This window comes from Achromobacter sp. SX5 (assembly GCF_056711425.1).
Genome location: NZ_CM160041.1, coordinates 512,447 through 537,797, shown reverse-complemented (window position 1 = coordinate 537,797; position 25,351 = coordinate 512,447). Strand labels below are relative to the sequence as shown.

The window sequence follows — 25,351 nt, the reverse complement described above, 5'->3', positions numbered from 1 at the left end:
TACCCTTACCGCCGCCGCTCCAGATAACGCCGCGCCATCTGGTACCCGACAAACACATAAAAGCCGTTGCAGTTCAGCACCAGCCACGCGCCCAGTCCGCCCAGCAGCGCCACCACCGGGCCGACCGCGTGCATGTCGCCCTGCATCCAGGCGATCACGCCCAGCAGACCGACGACGATCAGGCCCAGGGCCAGCCGCCTGAGCAGCACCAGGCCGTATGCGTAGCCGCCCATGAACGAGACCACGCCGATCGCCAGGGCCAGCGCCATACAGGCACAGACCAGCACCAGCGCGAAGGCCGCCAGCGCCGATCCTGCGCCATGCAGCAGCAGGTCCAGCAGCCCGATCCCCACGCCCAGCCCGCCGGTCATCACCAGCACCGCCAGCGCCAGCGGCGACCACATGCCCGGCGGCGCGCGGTAGGCGTCCATGGCCTCGACGAAGCGGTGCATCGCGGCCGAGGCGGCCGGGTCTTCGCGTCCGGACAAGGCAACCTCCAGCCTGCGGCATTGCGCGATCAGCGCGTTCAGGCCCGCGGCCGGGCGGTCCATCACACCCTCGCCGCGCCCGAAGCGTGTTCCGCGACGGTATTGCGCAGCGCGGCCATGGCCTGCTGCACCGCGAGCGGGCGGAACTGGTCCTCGCGCCAGTACATCGCCACCGAGCCGAAGCCGGACAGCCGCACCGGAATGACGCGCATGGCCCGCATCTGCGTGAACCGCAGCGCGGCGCGATGCGAGGCCACGCCTATCATGTCGCTGTTGTTGATGAGGGTGAGGTTGACGGTCACCGAATTGGATTCCACGTGATCGGGCGGCGGCGCCTGCCCCGCCGCCGCCAGCGCCGCGTCCACGGCGTTGCGGATCGGCGTGCCCTTGGGCCAGAGTATCCAGCGATACGAAAGCAGGTCCTGCCAGGACGGCTGCTCGATCGAGAACAGCGGATGGCGCGGCCGCGCCACCAGGTGGATGGGCTCCAGGTACAGGGCCTCGAAGCGGATGGCGGGGTCGTGGTATTCGGGCGCGGAGCGGCCCACCACGATGTCCAGGTCGCCCTGCGCCAGCTGGCCCAGCAGCAGGTCGGTGGTGCCCTCGACCAGTTTGACGCGCGCCTGCGGCATACGCTCCAGCAGTTTCAGGACCGCCAGCGGCACGGTGTCCGAGGCCGATGCGCCGGACGCGCCGATCACCACCCGGCCGCCGCCGCCTTCGCGCAGCGCCGCCATGTCCGCGCTGGCGCGGTCGAGCTGGGCCTCGACCCGCTGCGCGTGCGCGATCAGCACGTCGCCGTGCGGCGTCGGCCGCAGGCCGCGGGCGTGGCGTTCGAACAGCGGCAGCCCGATGTCGTCTTCCAGATCCTTCAGCCACTTGGACAGGCCCGGCTGCGTGGTGTTGAGCATCGCGGCCGAGTGGCTGATGTTGCGGGTCTGGGCCAGGCTGAGCAGCATTTTCAGATTGCGCAGGCGCAATCGATGGGTCCAGTCCATACAGGCCCTCGTTTGTCTCGGTATGTATATTCTTCTTTGTATGGATAATAAGATAAATTCATTTCAAAACACATAGCTGCCTTGCGCATAATCGTTTCCATATAAGGACACAGCCGCCACACGAGCGGCCCGGCGCCAGCCGGATATTCCGGAGACGAGACATGCAAGACGGCCGCCTTCCCGCCGCCGATCGCGCCGCGTATTACGCGCGCATCGCCAAGAAGAACATGGCTCCCCTGTGGGAGTCGCTGCACAACCTGGTGCCGCGCGAACCCGCGCCGCGCTGCGTGCCGGCGATCTGGAAATACGATGAAGTGCGCGACGACGTCATGGCCTCGGGCTCGCTCATCAGCGCCGAGGAAGCGGTGCGGCGCGTGCTGATCCTGGAAAACCCCGGCCTGCCCGGCCAGGCCAGCATCACGCAAAGCCTGTACGCCGGCCTGCAGCTGATCCTGCCCGGCGAAATCGCGCCCAGCCACCGCCACACGCAATCGGCGCTGCGCTTCATCGTCGAAGGCCGCGGGGCCTACACGGCCGTCAATGGCGAACGCACCACCATGCACCCGGGCGACTTCATCATCACGCCGTCCTGGACCTGGCACGACCACGGCAACGCCGAGACCGCCGAGGGCGGCGAGCCGGTGGTGTGGCTGGACGGCCTGGACATCCCGCTGCTGCGCTTCCTGGACGCGGGCTTCGCCGAGAACTATCCCGCCGCCACCCAGCCCGTGACCCGCCCCGAAGGCGACAGCATGGCGCGCTACGGCCACAACATGATGCCGGTGCGCCACCAGGCCGCCGGCGGCACCTCGCCCATCTTCAACTATCCCTACGAGCGCAGCCGCGAGGCGCTGGACCAGCTCTACCGCCACGGCGAGCTCGACCCCTGGGACGGCGTGAAGCTGCGCTACCTGAACCCGGCCACCGGCGGCTATCCGATGCCGACGATGGCGACCTTCATGCAGCTGCTGCCGGCCGGCTTCCAGGGCAAGCCCTACCGCAGCACCGATTCCACCGTCTATAGCGTGGTCGAGGGCCGCGGCACCGCCCGCATCGGCGAGCAGGAGTTCCACTTCGGTCCGCGCGACGTGTTCGTCGCGCCGTCGTGGGCGCCGGTGGAGCTGGCCGCGCTGGAAGACGCCACGCTCTTCAGCTACTCCGACCGTCCGGTGCAGGACGCGCTGGGCGTCTGGCGCGAAGCCCGCAACGGCTGAGATTTTCCTCGCCGCCGCGCCCGGCGCGCCGGCGGCGGCCTTCCCGTATCCGTATCCATTCCTTGGGTGATCCATGTCTTACGTCTTCGATCCCACCGCTCCCGTCGCCGTGCCCGTGGCCGGCAGCGACCAGCGCTTCCCGGTGCGCCGCGTCTATTGCGTGGGCCGCAACTACGCCGCCCACGCCCGCGAAATGGGCTTCGATCCCGACCGCGAACCGCCGTTCTTCTTCTGCAAGCCGGCCGACGCCGTGGTGCCGGTGGCCGAAGGCAGCACGCTCACGCTGCCCTACCCGCCCGAGACCGCCAACTTCCACTATGAGATCGAACTGGTGGCGGCCATCGGCCGCGGCGGCGCGGACATCCCGGTCGAACAGGCGCTCGAACACGTCTGGGGCTATGCCGTGGGCCTGGACATGACGCGCCGCGACCTGCAGATGAAAATGCGCGAAGCCGGCCGCCCCTGGGAACTGGGCAAGGCCTTCGACCAGAGCGGCCCCATCGGCCCGCTGCACCCCGCCGCCTCGGTGCCCGACATCGGCCGCGCCGCCATCTGGCTGCAGGTCAACGGCGCCGACAAGCAGCGCAGCGACATCGGCAAGCTGATCTGGTCGGTCGCCGAAACGGTCTCCTATCTTTCCCGCTACTTCCGCCTGGAGCCCGGCGACCTGATCTACACGGGCACGCCCGAGGGCGTGGGCCCGGTGGTGCGCGGCGACCGCATGGTCGGCGGCGTCGACGGCCTGGGCACGCTCAGCGTGCAGGTGGCGTAGCCATGAAAACAGATACCGATGTGGTCATCATCGGTGCCGGGGTCGGCGGCCTGGTCCTGGCGCTGAGCCTGCACCAGGCCGGCATCGCCTGCCGCGTCTATGAGGCGGTGCGCGAAATCAGGCCCCTGGGCGTGGGCATCAATCTGCTGCCCCACGCCACGCGCGAGCTGGACGAACTGGGCCTGCTGCCCGTGCTCGACCGCATCGCCGTGCGCACGCGCGAATCGGTGTTCTACACGCGGCACGGGCAATTCATCTACAGCGAGCCCGCCGGCATCGACGCCGGCTACGACTGGCCACAATATTCCATCCACCGCGGCGATCTGCAAATGGCGCTGCTGGGCGCCGTGCGCGAGCGCCTGGGCCACGATAGCGTGGTCGTCGATGCGCGCTGCACCGGCGTGGAACAGGACGCCGATTCCGTCACGGCGCGCTTCCAGGACAACGACGGCAATGCCCTGCCCCCGGTGCGCGGCCGCATCGCGGTGGGTTGCGACGGCATCCACTCGGCCCTGCGCAAGCAGCTTTATCCGCAGGAAGGCGCCCCGCGCTATTCCGGCGTGAACATGTGGCGCGGCACCACGCGCTGCAAGCCCTTTCTGTCCGGCGCCAGCATGGTGCGCGCCGGCTGGCTGTCCACCGGCAAGATGGTGATCTATCCGATCCGCGACAACATCGACGCGGCGGGCAACCAGCTGGTGAACTGGGTGGCCGAGATCGAGGCTGCCGAACCCGCCGTGCGCGACTGGAACCGCAGCGGCCGGCTGGAAGACTTTTTCCCGGCTTTCGCCGACTGGCATTTCGACTGGCTGGACGTCGCGCGCCTGATCCAGGACGCCGACTCGATCCTGGAATATCCGATGGTGGACCAGGACCCGCTGCCCACCTGGACGCGCGGCCGCATGACCCTGCTCGGCGACGCCGCCCACCCCATGGTGCCGCGCGGCTCCAACGGCGCCGGCCAGGCCGTGGTCGACGCCCGCTACCTGACCGGCCAGCTCAAGCGCGTCGGCCTGGAGCCCGAAGCCTTGCAGCACTACGACCGCGTCCGCGTCGAGGCCACCGCCCGGGTCGTGCTGACCAACCGCAGCAACCCGCCCGACGCGATCCTGCGCGAAGTCCACCTGCGTTCGGCGGACCGGCCCTACGCCAGGATCGAAGACGTCATCGGCCGCGAAGAACTGGAAGGAATATCGCGCCGCTACAAGGAGGTGGCGGGCTTCGACCCGGCCGCGCTGAAAGCGCGGCCTCCCTACGTGTAGTACGCGCCCCAAGCCGGCGCCCGACCGGCCGCAAGAATGGAGACGAACCATGCGCAAGCTCATACGCATCCTGGCCACGGCGGCATTCGCTTTCGGCTGCGCCGCCGGCCACGCCGCATCCTGGCCTGAGCGCCCGGTCACGCTGATCGTGCCCTTCACGCCGGGCACCGGCATCGACCTGATCGCCCGCCAGCTGGCCGCCAGCCTGCCGCGGACGCTGGGCCAGCCGGTCGTGGTCGAAAACCTGGCGGGCGCCAGCGGCAACATCGGCACCGAAAAAGCGGCGCGCGCCGCCCCCGACGGCTACACCTTCCTGGTGACGGTGAACACGTTTGTCATGAACAGCAGCCTCTACAAGGGCAAGCTGCGGTTCGACCCGCTGAAGGATTTCGCGCCCGTGGGCCTGACATCCTGGGGCTCCCTGCTGCTGGTGACGCATCCTTCCAATCCCGCCAACACGGTTGCCGACGTGGTCCAGGCAGCCAAGGCCGCGCCCGGCAAGCTCAGCTACGGAACGCCGGGCGTGGGCACGCCCCATCACCTGTCGATGGCGCTGTTCCTGGACCGCACCGGCGCCGCCATGCTGCACGTCCCCTACAAGGGCACCTCGGGCGCGGTCACCGACATGCTCGGCGGCCGGCTGGACTATATGTTCCTGCCGGTGCACGTGGCGCTGCCGCAGGTGCAGGCCGGGAAGCTCAAAGTGATCGCCACCGGCAGCCCCAGGCGCCTGCCGCAGCTGCCCGACACGCCCACCCTGACCGAGGCCGGCCTGCAAGGCGCGGACGTGGACATGTGGTACGGCGTGCTGGCGCCCCGGGGCACGCCGGCGGCCATCCTCGACCGCATGAACCGCGAGATCAACGGCATCCTCAAGACACCGGCCACCGCCGCCGCATTCGATGCGCAGGGCATGGTCCCCGCCACCTCGACCCCGGCCGAGTTCGGCGCCCTGATCGCCCGCGACGCCAAACGCTGGGACGACGTCGTCGCCCGAACCGGAATCACCGCGCAATAGCGGCGCCGGCCCCGATCCTTCCACGGACCACCCACTCGACCCTACCCATCCCATGCAACTCCACAGCTTCTTCAACAGCTCCACCTCCTACCGCGTGCGCATCGCGCTAGCGCTCAAGGGGCTGCCCTATGACTACCTGGCCGTGAACCTGCGCAAGCTGGAACAGCGCGGCGCCGACTACGTGGCCCTGAATCCTTCGGCCGGCGTGCCGCTGCTGGTCGACGGCGAGTTCCGGCTGTCGCAGTCGCTGGCCATCATCGACTACCTGGACGCCACGCATCCCGAGCCGCGCCTGATCCCGGCCGACACCGTGCAGCGCGCGCGCGTGCTGGAGCTGTCCGACGCCATCTCCTGCGACATCCATCCCGTCAACAACATGCGCATCCTGCGCTATCTGAAGGACGTGCTGGGCGCGACCGAGGAGCAGAGGAACGACTGGTACCGGCACTGGATCGCCGAAGGCCTGGGCGCCGTGGAGGCGCTGCTGGCCCGCCACGGCCACGGCGCGTACTGCTTCGGCGATGCGCCGACGCTGGCCGACTGCTGCCTGGTGCCGCAGGTGGCGAACGCCCAGCGCATGGGCTGCGACCTGTCGCCCTACCCGCGCGTGCTGCGCGTCCACGAACACTGCAACGCGCACCCGGCCTTCCAGCAGGCCGCGCCGGCGCGCCAACCGGACTACATCCAGTGACGAACCGGGAACCCGACGCCCAGGGCGCGCCGCTGCGCGCCTACACCGATCCCGCCTACCGGCCGCTGTGCGCCACGCTGGCCGAGGTGCGCGCCAACATCGACCGGCTGGACGAGGAGATCGTGAAGCTGATCGCCGAACGCGCCATGTACGTCAAGGACGCCGCGCGCTTCAAGCGCGACGCCTTCCAGGTCAGCGCGCCGGCCCGCCAGGCCCAGGTCTACGACAAGGCGCGGCGGCTGGCCGTGACGCACAACCGGGGCTTCGCCAATCTGGAACAGGTGGTCGACGCCACCTACCGCGCGATGGTCGCCGCCTTCATCGCCAACGAGCAGACGTACTTCGACACCATGCAAGACCTGGGAGGAGACACCCATGCCTGAGTTCTCGACGCCGGCCGCCCCCGCCATGCCCGTGCGCCGCATCGCCCGCCGTGCGCTGGCGCTTGCGCTTGCCGCCCTGGCGCCGCTGGCCGCGGCGCATGCGCAAACCTGGCCGGCCCAGCCGCTCAAGGCCATCGTGCCGTTCGGCCCGGGCTCCAGCCCCGACCAGGTGGCCCGCATCGTCGGCGAGAAGGCCGGCGCCATTCTGGGCCAGGCCATCGTCATCGAGAACAAGCCGGGCGCCAGCGGCAACATCGGCACCTACGCCATCGCCAACGCCAAGCCCGACGGCTACACCTTCGGCGTGTCCATCACGGGGCCGCTGGTCAACAACACGCTGCTTTTCGACAAACTGCCCTACGCGCCGGCCACCGACCTGTCGCCGCTCACGCTGGCGGTGCACCAGCCCAACGTGCTGGTGGTGCCCGCCGCGGCCGGCATCGGCAGCGTGGGCCAACTGCTGCAGGCGCTCAAGCAGAACCCCGACAAGTACAACTTTCCGTCGCCGGGCGCGGGCACGGTTTCGCACCTGGCCGTGGAACTGATGTTGCAGCAAATCGGCGCGCGCGCCACCCACGTTCCCTATCCGTCCTCGCCGGCCGCGCTCAGTTCGCTGCTGTCGGGCGATACGCAATTCGCCGCGCTGCCGCCCATCGCCGTCATGCCCATGGTGAAGGACGGCCGCCTGAAGGCGCTGGCCGTCACCTCCTCCAAACGCTCGGCCCTGCTGCCCGACATCCCGACGCTGGCCGAGGCCGGCGTGCCGGACATCGAAGGCTCGGCGTGGATCGGTTTCGTGATCTCGTCCAGGACGCCCGCCGACGTGCGCAAGAAGCTGTCCGACGCCCTGATCCAGGCAGTGCGCGACCCCGAAGTCGCCAAGCGGCTGCAGGCCCAGTTCATGGACCCGGTGGGCGACACGCCGGCCGAATTCCGCGCCTATATGGACGATGAGCTCAACCGCTGGGCGCCGCTGATCCGCAAGCTCGGCATCAAGGCGCAGTAAGGCGACGGACGCGCCGCCGGCCCCCGCAAGGAGAACCAGATGGTCATCACCGAACCCGCCCGCCAGACCCCGCTGTACGGCGAATTCGACGTCGTCGTGCTGGGCGGCGGACCGGCCGGCCTGCTGGCCGCCGCCAGCGCGGCGCGCAACGGCGCCCGCGTGCTGCTGGCGGAGCGCTACGGATTTCTCGGCGGCATGGGCACGGCCGCCGGCGTGTCGAATTTCTGCGGGCTGCACGCCAATGTCCGCGGCGACATCCGCCAGGTCGTGCACGGCATGACCGACGAGCTGCTCGACCGCATGCGCGCCTTGGACGGCCTGAACGACCCGCATCTCATCCTCGGCAAGATCCACGCCCAGGCCTACGACATCTCGGCTTTCAAATGCGCCGCCGACGACATGGTCCAGGCCAGCGGCGCGCAGGTGCTGTTCCATGCCCTGGCCACGGGGCTGTCGCGCGGCGAGGACGGGCGGGCCGATGCGCTGTTCCTGGAAACCAAGTCGGGGCGCTGCGCGGTGCGGGCCCGCATCTTCATCGATTGCTCCGGCGACGCCGAGATCGCGCGCTGGGCCGGCCTGCCTTTCGAAAAGGGCGATGAGCGCGGCCGCATGCTTTATCCCACGCTGATGTTCAAGGTCGGCAACGTGGACGGCGCGCGCGCCCAGGAGGCGTGGAAAACCATTCCGCAGCTGATGGACCAGGCCGCCGCCAGCGGCGAGTTCACGTTTCCGCGCCGCGGCGCCATCGTGCGGCCGCAAAAGCACGACTACGAATGGCGCGTCAACGTCACCCAGCTGGCCAACGCCGACGGCAGCGCGGCCGACGGCACCGACGCCGACTCGCTGTCGGCCGGCGAGCTGGAAGGCCGCCGCCAGATCGTGCGGTACCTCGCGTTCCTGCGCGCCAAAGTGCCCGGCTTCGAGCAGGCCTATGTGCTGGACATCGCGCCCCAGCTCGGCATCCGCGAAACGCGCCGGCTCGTGGGCGCCGCGGTGCTGAGCAAGGACGACGTGCTGGGCTGCGCCGACTTCGAGGACAGCATCGGCGTCAACGGCTGGCCGCTGGAAATGCATACCGCCGGCGACGTGCAGTGGCTGTGGCCGCCCATTCCGCAATCGCGCGGCTACAACCAGCTGCCGTTTCGCATGCTGGTGCCGCGCCCCGGCCCGGACGTGGCGGACAACGTGCTGGTGGCCGGGCGCTGCGCGTCCATGACGCACGAAGGCCAATCCGCCGCGCGCGTGAGCGGCAGCTGTTTCGTGATGGGCGAAGCGGCGGGCACCGCCGCGGCGATGGCGCTGCGCGCCGGCGTCGCGCCGGCCGATATATCCATTTCCGCCCTGCAGGCCCAGCTGCGGCAGCAAGGCGCCTTCCTGGGCGGCCAGGACTGAACGGAGCGCAAGCCGAACATGAACGCAAGCAATAACCCTCAAGCCACCGGACAATCCGTCATCGTCGTCGGCGGCGGCATCGGCGGCCTGGCCGCCGCGCTGGCGCTGACCCGCCAGGGCGTCGCGGTGCAGCTGCTGGAGCAGGCCGCCCATATCGGCGAGATCGGAGCCGGCATCCAGCTCGGCCCCAATGCCTTCGCGGCGCTGGACGCGCTGGGCGTGGGCGCGGCGGCGCGCGGACGCGCCGTGTTCACCGACCACATCATCATGATGGACGCGGTCGATGCCCACGAAGTGGTGCGCATCGACACCGGCGAGGCGTTCCGCGAGCGCTTCGGCGGCCCCTACGCCGTCATCCACCGCGCCGACATCCATCTGTCGATACTGGAGGCGGTGCAGCAGAATCCGCTCATCCGCTTTCGCACCTCCACCCAGATCGCCGCGATGTCGCAGGACGGCAAGGGCGTGGAAGTGACGGACACCGAAGGCAACCGCTACCGCGCCGACGCGCTGGTGGGCGCCGACGGCGTGAAGTCCGTGATCCGCGAACACATGGTGGGCGACCCGGCCCGCGTGACCGGCCACGTCGTCTACCGCGCCGTGGTCGAGCGCGAGAACATGCCCGAAGAGCTGCGCATCAACGCGCCGGTGCTGTGGGCCGGCCCGCACTGCCACCTGGTGCACTACCCCTTGCGCGGCGGGCTGCAATACAACCTGGTGGTCACCTTCCACAGCCGCGAACAGGAGCAATGGGGCGTGCGCGAGGGCAGCAAGGAAGAGGTGCTGTCCTACTTCGAGGGCATCCATCCGCGCCCGCGCCAGATGCTGGACCGCCCCACCTCCTGGAAACGCTGGGCCACCGCCGACCGCGAGCCCGTGGAACGCTGGGGCCAGGGACGCGCCACCCTGCTGGGCGACGCCGCCCACCCCATGACCCAGTACATGGCCCAGGGCGCCTGCATGGCGCTGGAGGACGCGGTGACGCTGGGCGAGGCCGTGCGCCGATGCGGCCACGACCTGCAAGCCGCCTTCCGCCTCTACGAGTCGGTCCGCATCCCGCGCAGCGCGCGCGTGGTGTGGTCCACCCGCGAGATGGGCAGGCTCTATCACGCGCGGGGCGTCGAACGCACCGTGCGCAACATGCTGTGGACCGGCCGCAGCCAGTCCCAGTTCTACGACGCGTTGCAGTGGCTGTACGGCTGGAAAGTGGAAAACTGCCTCGCGGGGAATACGGCGCAGTAAACACAAAAACAGACTCAGGAGACAACCATGAAAAAGACCTTAGGCGGCGCGGCCGCCGCCCTCGCCCTCGCGCTGGCGCTGTCCTCGTTCGCCGCCTCCGCGCAGACCAAGCCGGTGGAGATCGGCTTCATCGGCACGCTGTCCACGCCGGCCGGCTACATCGGCGAGGACGAGCGCGACGCCTTCATGCTGGCCATCAAGGAAGGCGGCGGCAAGCTGGGCGGCGTGCCGGTCGACCTGCGCGTGGAGGACGATGCGCTCAAGCCCGCCAACGCCAAGCAGATCGCCGACAAGATGGTGCAAAGCGGCGTGCGCCTGTTCACCGGCATCAATTTCTCGAACGTGATGGCGGCGGTCGGCCCCACCGTGCTGAACGCCGGCGCCTTCTACGTCAGCCTCAACGCCGGCCCGTCGAACTACGCCGGCAAGGCCTGCAACCCGAACTACTTCTCGGTGGCCTTCCAGAACGACTCCTACGCCGACACCGCGGGCATCGCGGCCAATGAGCTGGGCGCCAAGCGGGTGGTCATCATGGCACCCAACTACCAGGCCGGACGCGACGCGGTAGCCGGCTTCAAGCGCACCTACAAGGGCGAGATCGCCGACGAGATCTACACCAAGCTGGAACAGGCCGACTTCTCGGTGGAGCTGGCGCGCATCCGCTCGCTCAAGCCCGACGCCATCTTCCAGTTCCATCCGGGCGGCGCGGGCATCAACCTGACCAAGCAGTTCGCCAATTCCGGACTGGCCGGCCAGATCAAGATGATCACGCCGATCTACTCCATGGACGACCGCATGCTGGCCGCCACCGGCAACGCCGGCGCGGGCTTCTACCTCAGCTCGCTGTGGAGCGCCGACCTGGACAATCCGCAGAACAAGCACTTCGTCGAAGCCTTCACCAAGGCCTACAACCGCGCACCCACGGCCTACGCCGCGCAGGCCTACGACACCGCCAACCTGATCGGCTCGGCGCTGAAGGCCGTGGACGGCGACGTCGCCGGCCGCGCCGACGACTTCCGCGCCGCGCTGCGCCGCGCCGACTTCCCCAGCGTGCGCGGCAAGTTCAAGTTCGGGCCCAACCAGCATCCGGTCCAGGACTGGTATCTGCTGCACATCGAAGCCGGGCCGGACGGCAAGCTGACCTACAAGAACCTCAAGGTCATCGCCCGCGACCACACCGACGTGCACGCGGCGCAATGCAAGATGTAGGCCAGGACGGGGGCCGGCCGCGGCCGCCCCCCGCCCCGCTCCACAAGGAGTTTCCATGCTGATGTTCCTGGAGCAGGTCTTGAACGGCCTGCAATACAGCGCCTTGCTGTTCCTGTTGTCGGCGGGCTTGACGCTGGTGTTCGGCATCATGAACGTCATCAACCTCACGCACGGCTCGTTCTACATGGTGGGCGCGTTCTGCGCGGCCAGCGCCGCGGCCGCCACCGGCTCGTTCGCCGCGGCGCTGCTGGCCGCGCTCGCCGGCGCGGCCCTGTACGGCCTGGTGGTCGAGCTGCTGGTGATCCGCCACCTGTACCGCCGCGACCACCTGGACCAGGTGCTGGCCACGCTGGGCCTGACGCTGTTCACCAACGAGCTGGTCACGGTGCTGTTCGGCCGCAGCCCGCCCTTCATGGACATCCCGCCGTTCCTGTCGGGGTCGGTGGCGCTGCTGCCGGGCCTGAACTATCCGGTGATGCGGCTGGCCTTCATCGGCGCCGGCGTGCTGGTGGCGATCGGGCTGTGGCTGCTGATCTCGCGCACCCGCGTCGGCATGCTGGTGCGCGCCGGCGCCGACGACGGCGAGATGGTCGACGCGCTGGGCGTGAACATCCAGCGCCTGTTCACGCTGATCTTCACGCTGGGCGCCCTGCTGTGCGGCTTCGCCGGCGTCATGGCCGCGCCCCTGCTGGCGGTGGAGATCGGCATGGGCGAACGCATCCTGATCACGACCTTCGTGGTCATCGTGGTGGGCGGCGTGGGCTCGGTGCGCGGCGCGCTGGCGGGCTCGCTCATGATCGGCATGACCGACGCGCTGGGACGCGCCTACATCCCGTTCTGGATGTCGCGGCTGCTGCCGCCCGAGCTGTCCGATTCCGCCAGCTCCAGCCTGGTGTCGGCCAGCATCTACATCCTGATGGCCATCGTGCTGCTGTTCAAGCCGCGCGGGCTGGTGCCCGCCCAGCGTTAGGAACGATACCCATGACTCGAAAAATGATCGTCAACACGATCGGGTTCCTGCTGTTCGCCCTGGTGCCGGCCATCGCGTCGGCCACGGGCGAGACCTTCCTGGTCAACCTGATGACCCGCTTTCTCATCTACGCCATCGCCGCGGTCAGCCTGGACCTGATCCTGGGCTACGGCGCCATGGTCAGCTTCGGCCACGCCGCCTTCTTCGGCCTGGGCGGCTACGTGATCGGCATCGTCGGCTTTCACATGAGCCAGGGCGATACGCTGTTCGGCTGGAGCGGCAGCGAAGCCGCGCTGGTGATGTGGCCGCTGGCCGTCGCGGCCGCGGCGCTGGCCGGGCTGGTGGTGGGATTCCTGTCGCTGCGCACCTCGGGCGTGCAGTTCATCATGATCACGCTGGCGTTCGGGCAGATGCTGTATTTCATCCTCGTGGGCCTGATGGTCTACGGCGGCGACGACGGCCTGTCGATCGACGCGCGCAACACCCTGCCCGGGCTGGACATGAACCATCCCGCCACCTTCTACTACGTCTGCCTGGCGCTCCTGACGGCCTGGGTGCTGGCCTGCCGGCGCATCGTCGATTCGCCTTTCGGCATGGCGCTGCAGAGCATCAGGCAGAACCCGCGGCGCAGCGTCGGCCTGGGCCTGGCGCCGCTGCGCTACCGCCTCACCGCCTTCGTGCTGTCGGCCGCCGGCACCGGCCTGGCCGGCGCGCTGTGGGCCAACTACGCGCTCTTCGTCAGCCCGGACATGGCCGCGTGGCAGAAATCCGGCGAACTGATGGCCATGGTCATCCTGGGCGGCATGGGCTCGATCTTCGGGCCGGTGCTGGGCGTGGCCGTATACCTGGGGCTGGAGCAGGTCGCCACGGCCTGGACCGAGCACTGGATGCTGATCCTCGGCCCGGTGCTGGTGCTGGTGGTGCTGTTCGGCAAGCGCGGCGTGTACGGCTGGCTGGCGGGAGGCAAGCATCATGGCTGAGCAACCCAAACTCGAGATCCGCGACCTGCAGAAGCGCTTCGGCGCCGTGCACGCCACGCAGGGCGTCAACCTGGCCGTGCGGCCGGGCGAACTGCATGCGCTGATCGGCCCCAACGGCGCGGGCAAGACCACGCTGCTGTCGCAGATCAGCGGCGAGATCCTGCCCGACGCCGGCAGCATCCTGCTCGACGGCCACGACATCACCCGCATGCCGGCGCACAAGCGGCCGGCCGCCGGGCTGGCCCGTTCCTTCCAGATCAGCCAGCTCTATCCCGACTTCAGCGCCGAGGACAACGTCGCCATGGCGGTGCAGGCGCACAGCCCGGGCGGCTTCAATCTTTGGAAGAATGCGCGCCGCCTGCCGCAGCTGCGCGAGCCGGCGCGCCAGGCGCTGGCGCGCGTCGGCCTGGACGGACGCGGCGACGTGCGCGTCTCGGCGCTGGCCCATGGCGAGAAACGCCAGCTGGAGCTGGCGATGGCGCTGTCCCTGAACGCGTCGGTGCTGCTCCTGGACGAGCCCATGGCCGGCATGGGCGCGGAGGAATCGCAGCGCATGACCGCGCTGCTGCGGGAACTCAAGGGCCGCTACGCCATCCTGCTGGTGGAGCACGACATGGACGCGGTCTTCGCGCTGGCCGACCGCATCACCGTGCTGGTCTACGGCAAGACGATCTTCACCGGCACGCCGGACGAGGTGCGCCGCCACCCCGACGTGCGCGCCGCCTATCTGGGCGAGGAGGAATGATGCTGCAAATCCAGGCATTGCAGGCCGGCTACGGCGCAAGCAAAGTGCTGTTCGGCGTGGACCTCGAGATCGCGCCGCGCCAGGTCGTGTCCCTGATCGGCCGCAACGGCATGGGCAAGACCACCACGGTCAAGACCCTCATGGGCATGCTGCCGGCCCAGGACGGCGCCATCCTGCTCGACGGCAAGCCCATCGCCGGCCTGCCCCCGCACCGCATCGCGCAGCTGGGCATCGGCCTGGTGCCCGAAGGCCGCCGCGTCTTCGGTTCGCTGTCGGTGGAGGAAAACCTGGTAGCCACCGCCCGCAATACCCGCGCGGGCTGGCACGTGGAGCGCGTATTCGAGCTGTTCCCGCGCCTGAAGGAACGCCGCGCGCAGTCGGCCCGCACCCTGTCCGGCGGCGAACAGCAGATGCTGGCCGTGGGCCGCGCGCTGCTCATCAACCCGCGCCTGCTGGTGCTGGACGAAGCCACCGAGGGGCTGGCGCCGCTGATCCGCCAGGAAATCTGGAACTGCCTGCGCCGCCTGAAAGAGGAAGGCCAGACCATCCTGGTGATCGACAAGAACCTGAAGGAAATGGCCACGCTGGTCGACCGCCACCACGTGCTGGAAAAAGGCCGCGTCGTCTGGCAGGGCAGCCCCGCGGAACTCGCCGCGCAGCCGGAGCTGGCGCAGCGGTATCTGGGGGTGTAGTCGTGGCGGCGCCCGATGGGTTTCGCGCGCTCTGCATTCGGATTCTTGCCCAAGGGATCTCGCGCTACACCCATCCTACGTCAGGGGGCCCGAAGGCGTAGGATGGGTGTAGCGCGGCAAGCCGCCGGCAAAAATGCCGACGCGAATCGCGCGAAACCCATCAGCTCCCCCCCGCGCTCAGTTCAGGCTGGCGCCCGAGATCTTCACGATCTCCTGGTACTTCGCCTTCTCGCTCTTGACGAAGGCGGCGAACGCCTCGGGCGTCATCGGGCCGGCTTCCGAGCCCATCGTCAGCAGGCGCTGCTTGACGTCGGGCTGCTGCATCGCTTCGGCGTAGGCCTGGTTCAGCTTGGCGACCACCGGGGCGGGCGTGCCGCCCGTGGTGAACACGCCGAACCAGGTGCCCAGGTCGAAGCCCTTGACGCCCGATTCCTCCACCGTCGGCACGTCGGCCAGCAGCGAGGAACGCTGGGCCGTGGTGACGGCCAGCGCCTTGACCTTGCCGTCCTTGATCAGCGGCGCCGAGGCCGCCAGGTTGTCGAACATGAAGTCCGACTGGCCCGACAGCAGCGCCAGCTGGGCCGGGGCCGCGCCCTGGTAGGGAATGTGCTCGACCTTGATGCCGGCGCGCGCCTTCAGCAGCTCGCCCGACAGGTGGCCGGCGCTGCCGTTGCCGCCCGAGCCGTAGTTCAGCTTGCCGGGATTCTGCTTGGCGTAGGCGATCAGGTCGGACAGTTTTTCGATCTTGTTCTTCTGGGCGAACTCCAGGTTCATCACCAGCACGTTGGGCACCGAGGCCACGATGGTGACGGGCGCGAAGTCCTTCACCGGGTCGTACGGCAGGTTGGCGAACAGCCAGGGGTTGATCGCGTGGGTCGCGACCGCGCCCATCACCAGCGTATAGCCGTCGGCCGGCGCCTTGGCCACCAGGTCGGCGCCGATATTGCCGCCCGCGCCCGAGCGGTTCTCGACGATGACGGGCTGGCCCAGCGAGCCGCGCACCTTCTCGGCCAGCATGCGGGCCATGGTGTCCAGCGGACCGCCGGGCGGATAGGGCACGACGAAGCGCAGCGGCTTGGTCGGGAAGTCGGCGGCGGCGCCGGCGGGCGCGCAGAAAGGCAGGGTCGCGGCCAGCGCCACGGCGCCTTGCAGCAGGGCGCGGCGCATCGCGCTGCGGGGGGTGGGCTTCATTGATTGTTCTCCTCGCTCTGGAATGATTGCGGTCAGTAGCATACTCCAGGCCGCGGAGATGGTAACAAAGCAATACCGTCGAAAGCGTCAGGAAACCGACGGCGCCGCGTCCCAATCCGGCCGCCGCCTGGCCTTGGCCGCCGCGATTCCCTCGATCGCCTCGCTGCGCAGCTGGCTGGCGAAACACTGCGACGCCGAATCCAGATAGGCGCCCAGTTCTTCCTCGTGCCAGCGCTGCTGGCCGAACAGTCCCCGCAGCATCCGCTTGGTCTGCCCGGCGGCGCGGGGCGCGGCGTCCACGCAGCGCCGCAGCATGCCGGCCACGCCCTCCTCCCAGTCCTGCCCGGCATCGAAAACGTAGTCGAGCAGGCCGATGGCGCGCGCCGCATCGGCGTCGATGCGCTCGCCGGTCAGCATCATCCGGCGGGCCGCCTGCACGCCGATGCGGGCCGCGACGAACGGCAGGATCTGCGCCGGCACCAGGCCGATCGAGACTTCGGGAAAGCCGAAGCGCGCCCCGCGCAAGCCGGCGGCGATATCGGCGGCGCAGACCAGGCCCGCGCCGCCGCCCATGGCCGCCCCCTGCGCCAGCACCACGGTGATCTTGGAGCAGCCGGCGAAGCGTTCCAGGAAGCGTCCATAGCGCCGGTTGCCCAGCGCCACCGGGTCCTGTCCGTCGGCGTCGGGACGCGCAGCGATCCGGTCCGCGACGTTGCCCAGGTTGCCGCCGGCGCTGAACGCCGGCCCCGCCGCGCCGATCGCCACGACCCTCACGGCCGGGTCGGCTTCGGCCTGGCCGAGCGCGTCCTCCAGCCGCTCGACCATTTCGCCGCCCAGCGGATTGCGCGTCTCGGGCCGGTTCAGGGTCAGGTGAAAAACCGCGCCGTCGCGCCGGGTGAGCAGCGGCGCGTCGGCCGCCCCGTTAGATTGCGCCAGGTTCATGTGTACGGCTCCTTCAGTGCGCTGCGGCGGCCTGCGCCGCCGGTTGAATAATCCCCTGCTGCGCCAGCGCGCGGATGTCGGCCGGCGAGTAATCCAGTTCCCGCAGCACGGCCTGCGTGTCCTCGCCCACCGCCGGCACCCGCCCGCCGGCCGAACCGCTCGCGGGATGCACGCCCGGCAGGCCGACGAAGGGCACGTCGCCCAGGCCGGGCTGGCTCAGGGTCTGCACCAGGCCCAGGTGCCGCACCTGCTCGTCTTCCTGGAACTGGTCGTAGTCCTTGACCTCGCCATACAGGATGTCGTTGTCGCGGAAGCACTGGGTCCAGTAGGCGGTGGAACGCGTGCGCAGGATCTGCGCCACCCCCGCGTTGATCTCGTCGCCGACCTGTATGCGGCGCTGCGGCGTGTCCATGCGCGGGTCCGTCAGCCAGTCGTCGCGCCCGATCACGCGGCAGATGGCCGCGAACATGGCGTTGTTCATGGCGAACACCAGCACATAGCCGTCCTGCGTGCTGAAGATCCCCTGGGGATAGGTGACGCTGGTGGCCGGCTCGCCGCGGCGCAATGCGTGGTCGATGAGCGAGCTGTTCTGCAGCGCCGCCATGGTGGCCAGCAGGCTGACGTCGATGTGCCGGCCGGATTGTCCGCGCTCGCGCGCGAACAAGGCGCCCCCGATCGCATTGGCGGTGTAGACGCCGCAGGACAGGTCGCCGATGAACGGCTTGACCCGCTGGGGCAGCCCCGCGCCGTCGCAGTTCGCCGTGGTCAGGCCGGTCAGCGCCTGCACGACGGAATCGGTGCCCGGGCGGTCGGCATACGGTCCCGACAGGCCGAATCCCGAGATCGAGGCATAGACCAGGCGCGGATTGAGGTCGCGCAGCGTCGCATAGCCCAGGCCCAGCCGGTCCGCCACGCCGGGACGGAAGCTCTGCACCACGACGTCGGCGCGCGCCGCCAGCCTGTGCAGCACCTCGCGTCCGGCATCGGTTTGCGCGTCCAGCGCCAGGCTGCGCTTGCCCCGGTTGAAAGCCAGCGCAATGGCGCTGAAGCCGCCGCGCGGCACGCCCATGCTGCGTCCCCAGTCTCCGTGCAAGGGCTCCACTTTCGTCACCTGCGCGCCCATCTGGCCCAGGATCTGCGCGCAATAAGGGCCTGCGATGCCCTGCGACAGGTCGAGCACGTGCAGGCCCTCATAGACCTCGTGCAAAGGATTCGGATCGATGAAGGCATTCACGGCAGTCTCCCTGGATTGGGGGAAAGGCTGGGCTTGTGCCCGACGCCCGGCGCCCCGGATAATCGTCTGCGTACACTGGCACATAAGGAAATCTCATGGCGGTGCGCGATCTGGACATAGGCTTGCTCAGGACCTTCCTGGCGGTGGCCGACCGCGAGAATTTCGCGGGCGCGGCCGACCAGGTATTCCGCACCCAGGCCGCCGTCTCGCAACAGATGCAGCGGCTCGAACGGCTGCTGGACTGCAAGCTGCTGGTGCGCGTGGGACGGCACAAGCGCCTCACCGAACAGGGCGTGCGCCTGCGCGAGTACGCGCGGCGCATGCTGGCGCTGAACGACGAGACCTGCCGCGCGATGAACCAGAGCGTCTTCGCCGCGCCCACGCGCATCGGCGTCTGCGCCGACGCCGTGGACACGATCCTGCCCGACTATCTGGCGCTGTGCGCGCGCACCTACCCCGGCATGCGCATCGAGATTCAGGTCAATCGCAGTCGCTGGCTGGCCTCGGCGCTGCGCCGCGGCGACATCGACCTGCTGCTGGAACTCGAACAGTTCGACGAGTTTCCCCGCATCACGTTTCGGACCTCGCCCGTCGTCTGGATTTCGGGCACGCATTTCCATCATCAACAAAACCTCCCCTTGCCTCTGGTGCTGGTGGACGCGCCCTGCGTCTTCCGTCGCATGGCGCTCAACCGCCTGGAACAGGAGAACCGCCCCTGGCGCAATGCCTTCCAGACGCCCACGCTGGCCGGCGTGCGCGCCGCCTTGCGGGCCGGCCTGGGCATCACGCCGCGCACTATCGAGATGCTCACGCCCGGCCTCAAAGTGGTGGGTGAAGAGCTCGGCCTGCCCGCCCTGCCTTCGGCCAGCTACCACCTCTACATGCGCGCGGGGGACACCTCCGACGGCGCCCGCAAGCTCAGCGAACTCTTCGTCCCGTCCTGACCGGTTGCCTAGCGCTGCTGCATGCCGGCGGCCACGATCACCTTGCCCCACTCCACCGTGTCCCGCCGCTGGATCGCGCGCAGATCCTCGGGCGATCCCGGCTGCGGGACCAGCGCGCGGTCGGTCAGGAAGCGGCGGCCTTCCGGGTTGTCGAGCGCGCCGTTGATCCAGGCCGCCAGGCGCTGCGCGACCGCCGGCGGCGTGGAGGCGGCGGCCCAGATCGCGATCCACGACGACACGTCGAAGCCCGGGTAGCCGAGCTCCGCCACGGTCGGCACGTCCGGAAAGGCGGGCACGCGCTCGGCGGTCGACACCGCCAGGGCGCGGATCTTGCCGGCGCGCAACTGCGGGCTGGCGGTCACGGCGTCGCAAAAATAGAAGTCGTACTGGCCGCCCAGCAGGTCGGTCATGGCCTGCGTGCTGGCGCGATACGGAATGTTCACCGCATTGAGGCCGGCCATCGCGCGAAAGCGCTCGCCGGCGATGCGGCCGCCGACGTTGGCGCTGGCGAAGCTCAGGCTGCCCTTGGAAGCCCGCGCGTCCGCGATGAAGGCCTGCAGGGTCTGCGCCTTGACGCGCTGCGGGTTAACCACCAGGAAGTACGGCGTGGTGGCCAGCGTCGTCAGCGGCGTGAAGTCGCGCTCGGGGTCGTAGGCCAGGGACTTGTAGATGCTGGCGTTGGCCGCGTGCGTGGACGGCCCGGACACCAGCAGGTTGTAGCCGTCGCCGCCCTGCCGCAATACATACTCGGCCGCGATATTGCCGTCGGCCCCGGGCCGGTTCTCGATGATGATGGGGCTGCCCACCTGGTCCCGTATCCTGTCCGCGACGTAGCGGATGATGGTGTCGGTGGCGCCGCCCGCGCCGTAGGCCACGGTCACGTGCACGGTCCGGTCCAGCGCCTGCGCACGCGCGCCGCCGCAAACCGCCAGCAGCGCGCCGGCTCCGGCCAGTTGGATGAATGCCCTGCGGGTCTGTTCCATTTGTAGTCTCCTCCCACTCTCTGGCTCCCGCTATTGCAGGATTTCGCCGGGACAAGGAATCTCCAGGTCCAGCAGCATCTGGGCGTACGACTTGCCCAAGGGGTCCGAGCGCAGGCTGGACGAACCGCCGCCTCCCAGCGCGCGCCGCAGCACGAAGTTCACCGCCCCCGTTCCCGGAAGCTCGAAGCGCGACACTTCGCCCTGGACCAGATGGCTGAAGTACTCGCGCACCCGTTCGGCGGTCAGCTCGCGCAGCAGCACGGGCCAGTAAGCCTCGCGGCGCGCGATCACGCCGATGTTCGAATCGTCGCCCTTGTCGCCGCTGCGGGCGTAGGCGAGCCGGGCCAGCGGCACCCGCACGCTGTTCGCGCCTGCCGGCGCCGGCGCAGCCGCCGGCTGCGTACCGGACGCGGCGACGGGACGGTCCTCGCCGTTGTCCGGCACGGCGACCTCGGCATGCACGTCGCCGCAGTCCAGCCAGATCGGCACGCACTGCTTGGCGATGTAGAACGATCCCGTCTTGATGATGGCCTGGATATCGGCGCGGCCGCCGAAGTGGCTGCGCGTGCCCGGCCCCATCGAGGTGCCGGCCGACGCGGACTCCTTCTGCAGGAATTCCAGGCCTCTGCGCTCGGCGTGCGACGCGGCGATGCGCAAGATCACCTCGCGGCTGTCGTTCTCGCGCGCATTGCCGCCGTACATGGCTTCCGCCCCCAGCAGCTCCACCACGGTCGAGATGTAGTCGGGCATGCCGTTGGCCGCGAGCAGCCTGCGCGTGCGCCGCAGCAGCTCGTCGGCCGTGCGCAGCGCTTTCGCGCGCGCCCGCTGCCCGCGGATCGCCATCATGATGCCGATCTGGTAGCCGGCGTGGCCCGTCGCGGTGATCTTGTACCGGGTGGACGGCGCCCGCCCGCGCGCGCCCTCGACGCGCACGCGGTCCGGCCCTGTCTCGCGGATGCAAACCTGCCGCAGGTCGCAGATCACGTCGGGCAGCTCGTACGCGGACGGATCGCCGATCTCGTACAGCAGCTGCTCGGCGACCGTGGCCCGGCTCACGAGGCCGCCGGTCGCCGGCGGCTTGGTCAGATCGAACCCGCCGTCCCGGTCCAGCACCACTATCGGATAGCCGATATTGGCCCAGTCCGGCACCGTCTCCCAGTCGGTGAAGAGTCCGCCGGTCGCCTGCGGACCGCATTCGATCAGGTGGCCCGCCAGGCTGGCCTGCGCCAGCTTGTCGTAGTCCGAAGCGGTCCAGTCGAACTCGTGTATCGCCACGGCCAGCGCGCAGGCGCTGTCCACGGCGCGGCCCGTGATCACGATGTCCGCGTCCAGGGCCAGCGCCTGGACAATGGGATAGGCGCCCAGATAGGCGTTGGCCGACAGCAGCGGCCCGAAGCCGTCCAGGTCGGGCAGGTGGCGGCCCTGCGCATCGGTGAATTCGGCCTGCAGCGCGGTCACGTCGTCGCCGGTGACGACGGCGATGCGCGGCGCCAGGCCTTGTTCCCGGGCATAGGCCAGGATGGCGTCGCGGCATGCCTCGGGGTTCAGGCCGCCGGCGTTCGACACCAGCCGCACGCCGCGCTCCAGCAGTGTTTTCAGGTGCGGGCGCAGCACGCTGACGAAGTCGGTCGCATAACCCAGCTCGGGACTGCGCATGCGCGCCCGCTGCAGCAGGGACATGGTCGTTTCCGCCAGATAGTCGAAGACGATGTAGTCCAGCTTTTCCGCGGTGAGCAGTTGCGGAATCGCGATCTGGGAGTCGCCCCAGAATCCCGATGCGCACCCGACGTGCACGGGGCTCTTGGGCCGGCGCTGGCCGGCCGGGTTGTGGTTCGCGCTCATTGCTGCACCTCCATCAATACCTGTCCGGTGCTGACCTGGTCGCCCGCGGCGACGGCCACCCTTGCCACGATGCCCGCCGCCCCCGCGGCGATCGACATTTCCATCTTCATGGACTCCAGCACCAGCACGGTCTGCTGCGCCGTCACGCTGTCGCCGTCGCGGACCTCGACGCCGATCACCCTTCCGCTCATCGGCGCGCGCAGCGTCCGCGCCTGCCCGGCCTGCCCGTCGTCGCGGCCGGCGAAGCGCGTGGCCCGCAGGAAGCGCCAGACGCTTGCGCCGTCCTGCACCCAGGCCGCGTCCGCCCCTTCCATGGCCACGCGCAGGCTGCGTCGCAGACCGCCCACGACCAGGGCAAGATCGTCGCCGCGCCGATGCGCGGCCTCGATCCGGACCCGCCTGCATTCGCCTTCGGCGACGTGCCCCTCCCACGCATCCACCGACAGGCCGCCATCGGCCTGCTGCGAAATGCGCAGCAGCCTCGACGCCCCGTCCGAGGCGTCGTCCAGCGCCACCTCGCCCTGCGCCGCAAGATAGGGACGGGCGTGCGCCGCCGGCCATCCGGCCAGCGCCAGCGCCGCGGCGGCCAGCGCATGCTCGGAAGGCTGCGCGCGCCAATGCCCGGACGTCATGTCCTGGCCGGCCAGAAAACCTGTCGTCACGCCGCCGTCGCGGAATTCCGGATGATCGATGGCGCGCGCCAGGAAATGCAGGTTCGACCGGACCCCCAGCAGGCCGCCGGCCTCGCAGGCCCGCATCAGCTTGCGGATGCATTCCTCCCGCGTTTCGCCCCATGCCAGGTACTTGGCCAGCATCGAGTCATAGTGCGGCGTGATCTCCAGCCCGTCCTCCAGCGCCGTATCGACGCGCAGGCCGGGAGGTTCCACCCACCTGAGCACCGTGCCGACCTGCGGCACGAAGCCCGCGGCCGGGTCTTCCGCGCAGACGCGCAGCTCCATCGCGTGGCCGCGGCTGCGCACGTCCTCCTGCCGCAGGCCCAGCGGCTCGCCCTGGGCCACCCTGAGCTGCCATTGCACCAGGTCTATGCCGGTGACCAGTTCGGTCACGCCATGCTCGACCTGCAGCCGGGTGTTCATCTCCATGAAGTAGAAGTCGCCCGCCGCGTCCACCAGGAATTCCAGCGTGCCCGCGCCCACATAGCCGATCGCCTGGCATGCGCGCACCGCCACCGCGCCCATGCGCTCGCGCAGCGCCGGCGACACCGCCGGCGACGGGCTTTCCTCCACCAGCTTCTGGTAGCGCCGCTGCAGCGAGCAATCCCGTTCGCCCAGATGCAGGGCATTGCCGTGTTCGTCGCACAGCACCTGGATCTCGACGTGGCGCGCCCCGAGAATGGCCTTCTCCAGGATCAGCTCGTCCGAGCCGAACGCCCCCAGCGCTTCGGAGCGGGCCAGCGGCAGCGCCTGCGCCAGTTCTGCTTCGTCCCGGGCCAGCCGCATGCCGCGTCCGCCGCCGCCGGCGGCCGCCTTCAGCAGCACCGGATAGCCTATGGCGCGGGCGCGCGCCGCCAGTTCCCTGTCGTCGCTCAGGCCTTGCGCGCCGGGCACGGTCGGCACGTCGGCGTGCCGCAGCGCCTCCTTGGCGCGCGCCTTGTTGCCCATCAGGTCGATGACCTCGGCCGACGGCCCCACGAAGGTCAGGCCGGCTTGCGTCACGGCGCGGGCGAACGCCGCGTTCTCGGACAGAAAACCATAGCCGGGATGCACCGCCTGCGCGCCGCTCAGCGCGCAGGCGCGCAGCAGGGCCTCCACGTTGCGATAGCTGGCGTGGGCCGGCGCCGCGCCGATGTGCACCGCCATGTCGGCCTCGCGCACGTGGCGCGATTCCGCGTCCGCGTCCGAGTACACCGCGACCGTGCGCAGGCCCTGGGCGCGCGCCGCCCGGATCACCCGCAGCGCGATTTCGCCCCGGTTGGCGACGAGCAAGGTATCGAATCTCATCTGTCCACCCCTGCGGCCTCAGGCCGCGCGCGCGGGCAGGATGCCCATGTGCTTGCAAATGATGGTGAGCATGATCTCGTCGGCGCCGCCGCCGATGGAGATCAGGCGCAGGTCGCGCCAGGCGCGCGAGACCGCGTTCTCCCAGGTGAAGCCCATGCCGCCCCAGTACTGCAGGCAGGAGTCCGTGACCTCGCGGCACAGGCGGCCCGCCTTGAGCTTGGCCATCGACGCCAGCTCCGTCATGTCGCCGCCTTCCATGTGCACGCGCGCCGCGCGGTAAACCATGGCGCGCAGCATTTCGACCTCGGTCTTCAGCTCCGCCAGCCGGAAATGCACGGCCTGGTTGTCCAGCAGCGGCTTGCCGAAGACCTGGCGCTGGCGCGTGTAGTCGATCGTGTCGTTGATCACGTCGGTCAGGGCGGTCACGCGCCGCGTCGCGCCGCTCAGGCGCTCTTCCTGGAACTGGCGCATCTGGTAGGTGAAGCCCATGCCCTCTTCGCCGATGCGGTAGCGCTGCGGCACGCGCACTTCATCGAAGAACACCTGCGCGGTGTCCGAGGACCACATGCCCACCTTCTTGATCTTGTTCATGGTGACGCCGGGCACGGGCTTGCCGTTGTCCTGCTTGAGCGGCAGGCAGATCAGCGATTTGTTCCGGTGTGGCTTGTCGTCGCTGGTATTGGCGAGCAGGCACATCCAGTCCGCCTGCGTGGCGTTGGTTATCCACATCTTGGAGCCGCTGATGACGTAGTCGTCGCCGTCCTTGCGCGCGGTGGTCTTCAGCGACGCGACGTCCGAGCCCGCCCCGGTTTCGGACACGCCCAGGCAGGCCACGTAGTCTCCCGCGATGGACGGCTGCAGGAACTGCTCGCGCACCGCATCGTTGCCGAAGCGCGCAAGCGCGGGCGTGGCCATGTCGGTCTGCACGGCGATCGCCATGCCGACGCCGCCGGCGCGCACCGAGCCTATCGCCTCGCAGAACGCGATCTCATAGGAGTAGTCCAGCCCCATCCCGCCGAATTCGACGGGCTTGTTCACGCCCAGGTATCCCGCCTTGCCCAGCTTCTTGAACACTTCATGGGCAGGAAAAATCTCCGCTTCTTCCCACTGGTCCAGATAGGGATTGATCTCTTTGTCGATCAACTGGCGTACGCCGTCCTGCAACGCGATGTGCTCGTGGGTAAACATGGAA

At 69.4% G+C, this 25,351-nt stretch carries 24 protein-coding genes; 15 read left to right on the top strand and 9 right to left on the bottom strand.

The genetic code is table 11. From position 1 onward, the window contains the following. Positions 1-5: 5 nt before the first annotated feature. Together AC1M14_RS02530 and AC1M14_RS02525 are read right to left on the bottom strand one after the other, a co-directional pair. Positions 6-551: a hypothetical protein gene (locus AC1M14_RS02530; protein WP_479730897.1), complete on the bottom strand. Its 546-nt coding sequence runs from the start codon at positions 549-551 to the stop codon at positions 6-8. Then, entirely contained in the window at positions 551-1,486 is a 936-nt protein-coding gene (locus AC1M14_RS02525; protein ID WP_479730896.1) for a LysR substrate-binding domain-containing protein, read from the bottom strand. The genes AC1M14_RS02530 and AC1M14_RS02525 overlap by 1 nt, the downstream gene beginning before the upstream one ends. Before the next feature lie 161 nt (positions 1,487-1,647). Between AC1M14_RS02525 and gtdA the strand changes: the two genes are divergently transcribed. The 14 genes from gtdA (at position 1,648) to AC1M14_RS02455 (ending at position 15,062) form a co-directional block, all read left to right on the top strand. Beyond that, a complete protein-coding gene (gtdA, locus tag AC1M14_RS02520) occupies positions 1,648-2,700 on the top strand; it encodes a gentisate 1,2-dioxygenase (RefSeq protein WP_111826021.1) in 1,053 nt (350 codons plus the stop codon). 73 nt (positions 2,701-2,773) lie between these two features. Beyond that, positions 2,774-3,472: a fumarylacetoacetate hydrolase family protein gene (locus AC1M14_RS02515; RefSeq protein WP_479730895.1), complete on the top strand. Its 699-nt coding sequence runs from the start codon at positions 2,774-2,776 to the stop codon at positions 3,470-3,472. A 2-nt stretch (positions 3,473-3,474) separates the two neighbouring features. Next, positions 3,475-4,734, top strand: coding sequence for a flavin-dependent oxidoreductase (locus AC1M14_RS02510; protein ID WP_479730894.1), 1,260 nt, complete (start codon positions 3,475-3,477; stop codon positions 4,732-4,734). A 49-nt stretch (positions 4,735-4,783) separates the two neighbouring features. After that, the gene (locus AC1M14_RS02505; RefSeq protein WP_102773352.1) at positions 4,784-5,752 is read left to right on the top strand and encodes a tripartite tricarboxylate transporter substrate binding protein; all 969 of its coding nucleotides are present in this window, start codon (positions 4,784-4,786) and stop codon (positions 5,750-5,752) included. Between the two features lie 52 nt (positions 5,753-5,804). Beyond that, positions 5,805-6,443, top strand: coding sequence for a maleylacetoacetate isomerase (gene maiA / locus AC1M14_RS02500; RefSeq protein ID WP_102773351.1), 639 nt, complete (start codon positions 5,805-5,807; stop codon positions 6,441-6,443). Continuing rightward, positions 6,440-6,826, top strand: coding sequence for a chorismate mutase (locus AC1M14_RS02495; RefSeq protein ID WP_111826022.1), 387 nt, complete (start codon positions 6,440-6,442; stop codon positions 6,824-6,826). Before maiA ends, AC1M14_RS02495 begins: the two co-directional genes overlap by 4 nt. After that, on the top strand, positions 6,819-7,832 hold the full coding sequence (locus tag AC1M14_RS02490) for a Bug family tripartite tricarboxylate transporter substrate binding protein (protein WP_479730893.1): 1,014 nt from the start codon (positions 6,819-6,821) through the stop codon (positions 7,830-7,832). The genes AC1M14_RS02495 and AC1M14_RS02490 overlap by 8 nt, the downstream gene beginning before the upstream one ends. A gap of 39 nt (positions 7,833-7,871) precedes the next feature. Further along, positions 7,872-9,224, top strand: a complete 1,353-nt coding sequence (locus tag AC1M14_RS02485; RefSeq protein WP_479730892.1) for an FAD-dependent oxidoreductase — start codon at positions 7,872-7,874, stop codon at positions 9,222-9,224. An 18-nt stretch (positions 9,225-9,242) separates the two neighbouring features. After that, the gene (locus AC1M14_RS02480) at positions 9,243-10,466 is read left to right on the top strand and encodes a 3-hydroxybenzoate 6-monooxygenase (RefSeq protein WP_102773347.1); all 1,224 of its coding nucleotides are present in this window, start codon (positions 9,243-9,245) and stop codon (positions 10,464-10,466) included. A 27-nt stretch (positions 10,467-10,493) separates the two neighbouring features. Next, positions 10,494-11,675, top strand: a complete 1,182-nt coding sequence (locus AC1M14_RS02475) for an ABC transporter substrate-binding protein (protein ID WP_479730891.1) — start codon at positions 10,494-10,496, stop codon at positions 11,673-11,675. A 55-nt stretch (positions 11,676-11,730) separates the two neighbouring features. Then, the gene (locus AC1M14_RS02470; protein ID WP_102773345.1) at positions 11,731-12,645 is read left to right on the top strand and encodes a branched-chain amino acid ABC transporter permease; all 915 of its coding nucleotides are present in this window, start codon (positions 11,731-11,733) and stop codon (positions 12,643-12,645) included. Between the two features lie 11 nt (positions 12,646-12,656). Then, entirely contained in the window at positions 12,657-13,625 is a 969-nt protein-coding gene (locus AC1M14_RS02465) for a branched-chain amino acid ABC transporter permease (RefSeq protein WP_102773344.1), read from the top strand. Continuing rightward, entirely contained in the window at positions 13,618-14,370 is a 753-nt protein-coding gene (locus tag AC1M14_RS02460) for an ABC transporter ATP-binding protein (protein ID WP_479730890.1), read from the top strand. Before AC1M14_RS02465 ends, AC1M14_RS02460 begins: the two co-directional genes overlap by 8 nt. Further along, positions 14,370-15,062 (top strand): ABC transporter ATP-binding protein, encoded by a 693-nt coding sequence (locus AC1M14_RS02455; RefSeq protein WP_111826028.1) that lies wholly within the window; start codon positions 14,370-14,372, stop codon positions 15,060-15,062. Before AC1M14_RS02460 ends, AC1M14_RS02455 begins: the two co-directional genes overlap by 1 nt. A gap of 177 nt (positions 15,063-15,239) precedes the next feature. On the opposite strand, the gene AC1M14_RS02450 is transcribed toward AC1M14_RS02455, so the two are convergent. The 3 genes from AC1M14_RS02450 to AC1M14_RS02440 all read right to left on the bottom strand — a co-directional run bounded on the left by AC1M14_RS02450 (position 15,240) and on the right by AC1M14_RS02440 (position 18,429). Then, positions 15,240-16,253 carry a Bug family tripartite tricarboxylate transporter substrate binding protein gene (locus AC1M14_RS02450; protein ID WP_102773341.1) on the bottom strand — a complete coding sequence of 338 codons (1,014 nt, stop codon included), beginning with the start codon at positions 16,251-16,253 and terminating at the stop codon, positions 15,240-15,242. Between the two features lie 87 nt (positions 16,254-16,340). After that, positions 16,341-17,195 (bottom strand): enoyl-CoA hydratase/isomerase family protein, encoded by an 855-nt coding sequence (locus tag AC1M14_RS02445; RefSeq protein ID WP_479730889.1) that lies wholly within the window; start codon positions 17,193-17,195, stop codon positions 16,341-16,343. A gap of 13 nt (positions 17,196-17,208) precedes the next feature. Further along, positions 17,209-18,429 carry a CaiB/BaiF CoA transferase family protein gene (locus AC1M14_RS02440; RefSeq protein WP_111826029.1) on the bottom strand — a complete coding sequence of 407 codons (1,221 nt, stop codon included), beginning with the start codon at positions 18,427-18,429 and terminating at the stop codon, positions 17,209-17,211. A 95-nt stretch (positions 18,430-18,524) separates the two neighbouring features. On the opposite strand from AC1M14_RS02440, the gene AC1M14_RS02435 reads away from it, so the two are divergent. Beyond that, positions 18,525-19,373 (top strand): LysR family transcriptional regulator, encoded by an 849-nt coding sequence (locus AC1M14_RS02435; protein WP_479730888.1) that lies wholly within the window; start codon positions 18,525-18,527, stop codon positions 19,371-19,373. Positions 19,374-19,381: 8 nt separating this feature from the next. Here AC1M14_RS02435 and AC1M14_RS02430 read toward each other — a convergent pair whose 3' ends face one another. Genes AC1M14_RS02430 through AC1M14_RS02415 form a run of 4 tightly spaced genes read right to left on the bottom strand, consistent with a single transcriptional unit; the run spans position 19,382 to position 25,347 of the window. Continuing rightward, complete coding sequence (locus AC1M14_RS02430) at positions 19,382-20,356, bottom strand: Bug family tripartite tricarboxylate transporter substrate binding protein (RefSeq protein WP_102773338.1); 975 nt, start codon at positions 20,354-20,356, stop codon at positions 19,382-19,384. A 30-nt stretch (positions 20,357-20,386) separates the two neighbouring features. Further along, the gene (locus tag AC1M14_RS02425; RefSeq protein ID WP_479730887.1) at positions 20,387-22,198 is read right to left on the bottom strand and encodes an acyclic terpene utilization AtuA family protein; all 1,812 of its coding nucleotides are present in this window, start codon (positions 22,196-22,198) and stop codon (positions 20,387-20,389) included. Then, the gene (locus AC1M14_RS02420) at positions 22,195-24,159 is read right to left on the bottom strand and encodes an acetyl/propionyl/methylcrotonyl-CoA carboxylase subunit alpha (RefSeq protein ID WP_479730886.1); all 1,965 of its coding nucleotides are present in this window, start codon (positions 24,157-24,159) and stop codon (positions 22,195-22,197) included. The genes AC1M14_RS02425 and AC1M14_RS02420 overlap by 4 nt, the downstream gene beginning before the upstream one ends. An 18-nt stretch (positions 24,160-24,177) precedes the next feature. After that, on the bottom strand, positions 24,178-25,347 hold the full coding sequence (locus AC1M14_RS02415) for an acyl-CoA dehydrogenase family protein (protein WP_102773335.1): 1,170 nt from the start codon (positions 25,345-25,347) through the stop codon (positions 24,178-24,180). Positions 25,348-25,351 lie beyond the last annotated feature (4 nt).

Bases quoted from the DNA above. Each gene is read 5' to 3' on its own strand.
- maiA (WP_102773351.1), top strand. From the start codon at position 5,805: ATGCAACTCCACAGCTTCTTCAACAGCTCCACCTCCTACCGCGTGCGC.
- AC1M14_RS02465 (WP_102773344.1), top strand. From the start codon at position 12,657: ATGACTCGAAAAATGATCGTCAACACGATCGGGTTCCTGCTGTTCGCC.
- AC1M14_RS02530 (WP_479730897.1), bottom strand. From the start codon at position 551: ATGGACCGCCCGGCCGCGGGCCTGAACGCGCTGATCGCGCAATGCCGC.
- AC1M14_RS02460 (WP_479730890.1), top strand. From the start codon at position 13,618: ATGGCTGAGCAACCCAAACTCGAGATCCGCGACCTGCAGAAGCGCTTC.
- AC1M14_RS02515 (WP_479730895.1), top strand. From the start codon at position 2,774: ATGTCTTACGTCTTCGATCCCACCGCTCCCGTCGCCGTGCCCGTGGCC.
- AC1M14_RS02485 (WP_479730892.1), top strand. From the start codon at position 7,872: ATGGTCATCACCGAACCCGCCCGCCAGACCCCGCTGTACGGCGAATTC.
- gtdA (WP_111826021.1), top strand. From the start codon at position 1,648: ATGCAAGACGGCCGCCTTCCCGCCGCCGATCGCGCCGCGTATTACGCG.
- AC1M14_RS02435 (WP_479730888.1), top strand. From the start codon at position 18,525: ATGGCGGTGCGCGATCTGGACATAGGCTTGCTCAGGACCTTCCTGGCG.
- AC1M14_RS02525 (WP_479730896.1), bottom strand. From the start codon at position 1,486: ATGGACTGGACCCATCGATTGCGCCTGCGCAATCTGAAAATGCTGCTC.
- AC1M14_RS02475 (WP_479730891.1), top strand. From the start codon at position 10,494: ATGAAAAAGACCTTAGGCGGCGCGGCCGCCGCCCTCGCCCTCGCGCTG.
- AC1M14_RS02415 (WP_102773335.1), bottom strand. From the start codon at position 25,347: ATGTTTACCCACGAGCACATCGCGTTGCAGGACGGCGTACGCCAGTTG.
- AC1M14_RS02470 (WP_102773345.1), top strand. From the start codon at position 11,731: ATGCTGATGTTCCTGGAGCAGGTCTTGAACGGCCTGCAATACAGCGCC.
- AC1M14_RS02455 (WP_111826028.1), top strand. From the start codon at position 14,370: ATGCTGCAAATCCAGGCATTGCAGGCCGGCTACGGCGCAAGCAAAGTG.
- AC1M14_RS02425 (WP_479730887.1), bottom strand. From the start codon at position 22,198: ATGAGCGCGAACCACAACCCGGCCGGCCAGCGCCGGCCCAAGAGCCCC.
- AC1M14_RS02450 (WP_102773341.1), bottom strand. From the start codon at position 16,253: ATGAAGCCCACCCCCCGCAGCGCGATGCGCCGCGCCCTGCTGCAAGGC.
- AC1M14_RS02420 (WP_479730886.1), bottom strand. From the start codon at position 24,159: ATGAGATTCGATACCTTGCTCGTCGCCAACCGGGGCGAAATCGCGCTG.
- AC1M14_RS02510 (WP_479730894.1), top strand. From the start codon at position 3,475: ATGAAAACAGATACCGATGTGGTCATCATCGGTGCCGGGGTCGGCGGC.
- AC1M14_RS02490 (WP_479730893.1), top strand. From the start codon at position 6,819: ATGCCTGAGTTCTCGACGCCGGCCGCCCCCGCCATGCCCGTGCGCCGC.
- AC1M14_RS02430 (WP_102773338.1), bottom strand. From the start codon at position 20,356: ATGGAACAGACCCGCAGGGCATTCATCCAACTGGCCGGAGCCGGCGCG.
- AC1M14_RS02505 (WP_102773352.1), top strand. From the start codon at position 4,784: ATGCGCAAGCTCATACGCATCCTGGCCACGGCGGCATTCGCTTTCGGC.
- AC1M14_RS02445 (WP_479730889.1), bottom strand. From the start codon at position 17,195: ATGAACCTGGCGCAATCTAACGGGGCGGCCGACGCGCCGCTGCTCACC.
- AC1M14_RS02480 (WP_102773347.1), top strand. From the start codon at position 9,243: ATGAACGCAAGCAATAACCCTCAAGCCACCGGACAATCCGTCATCGTC.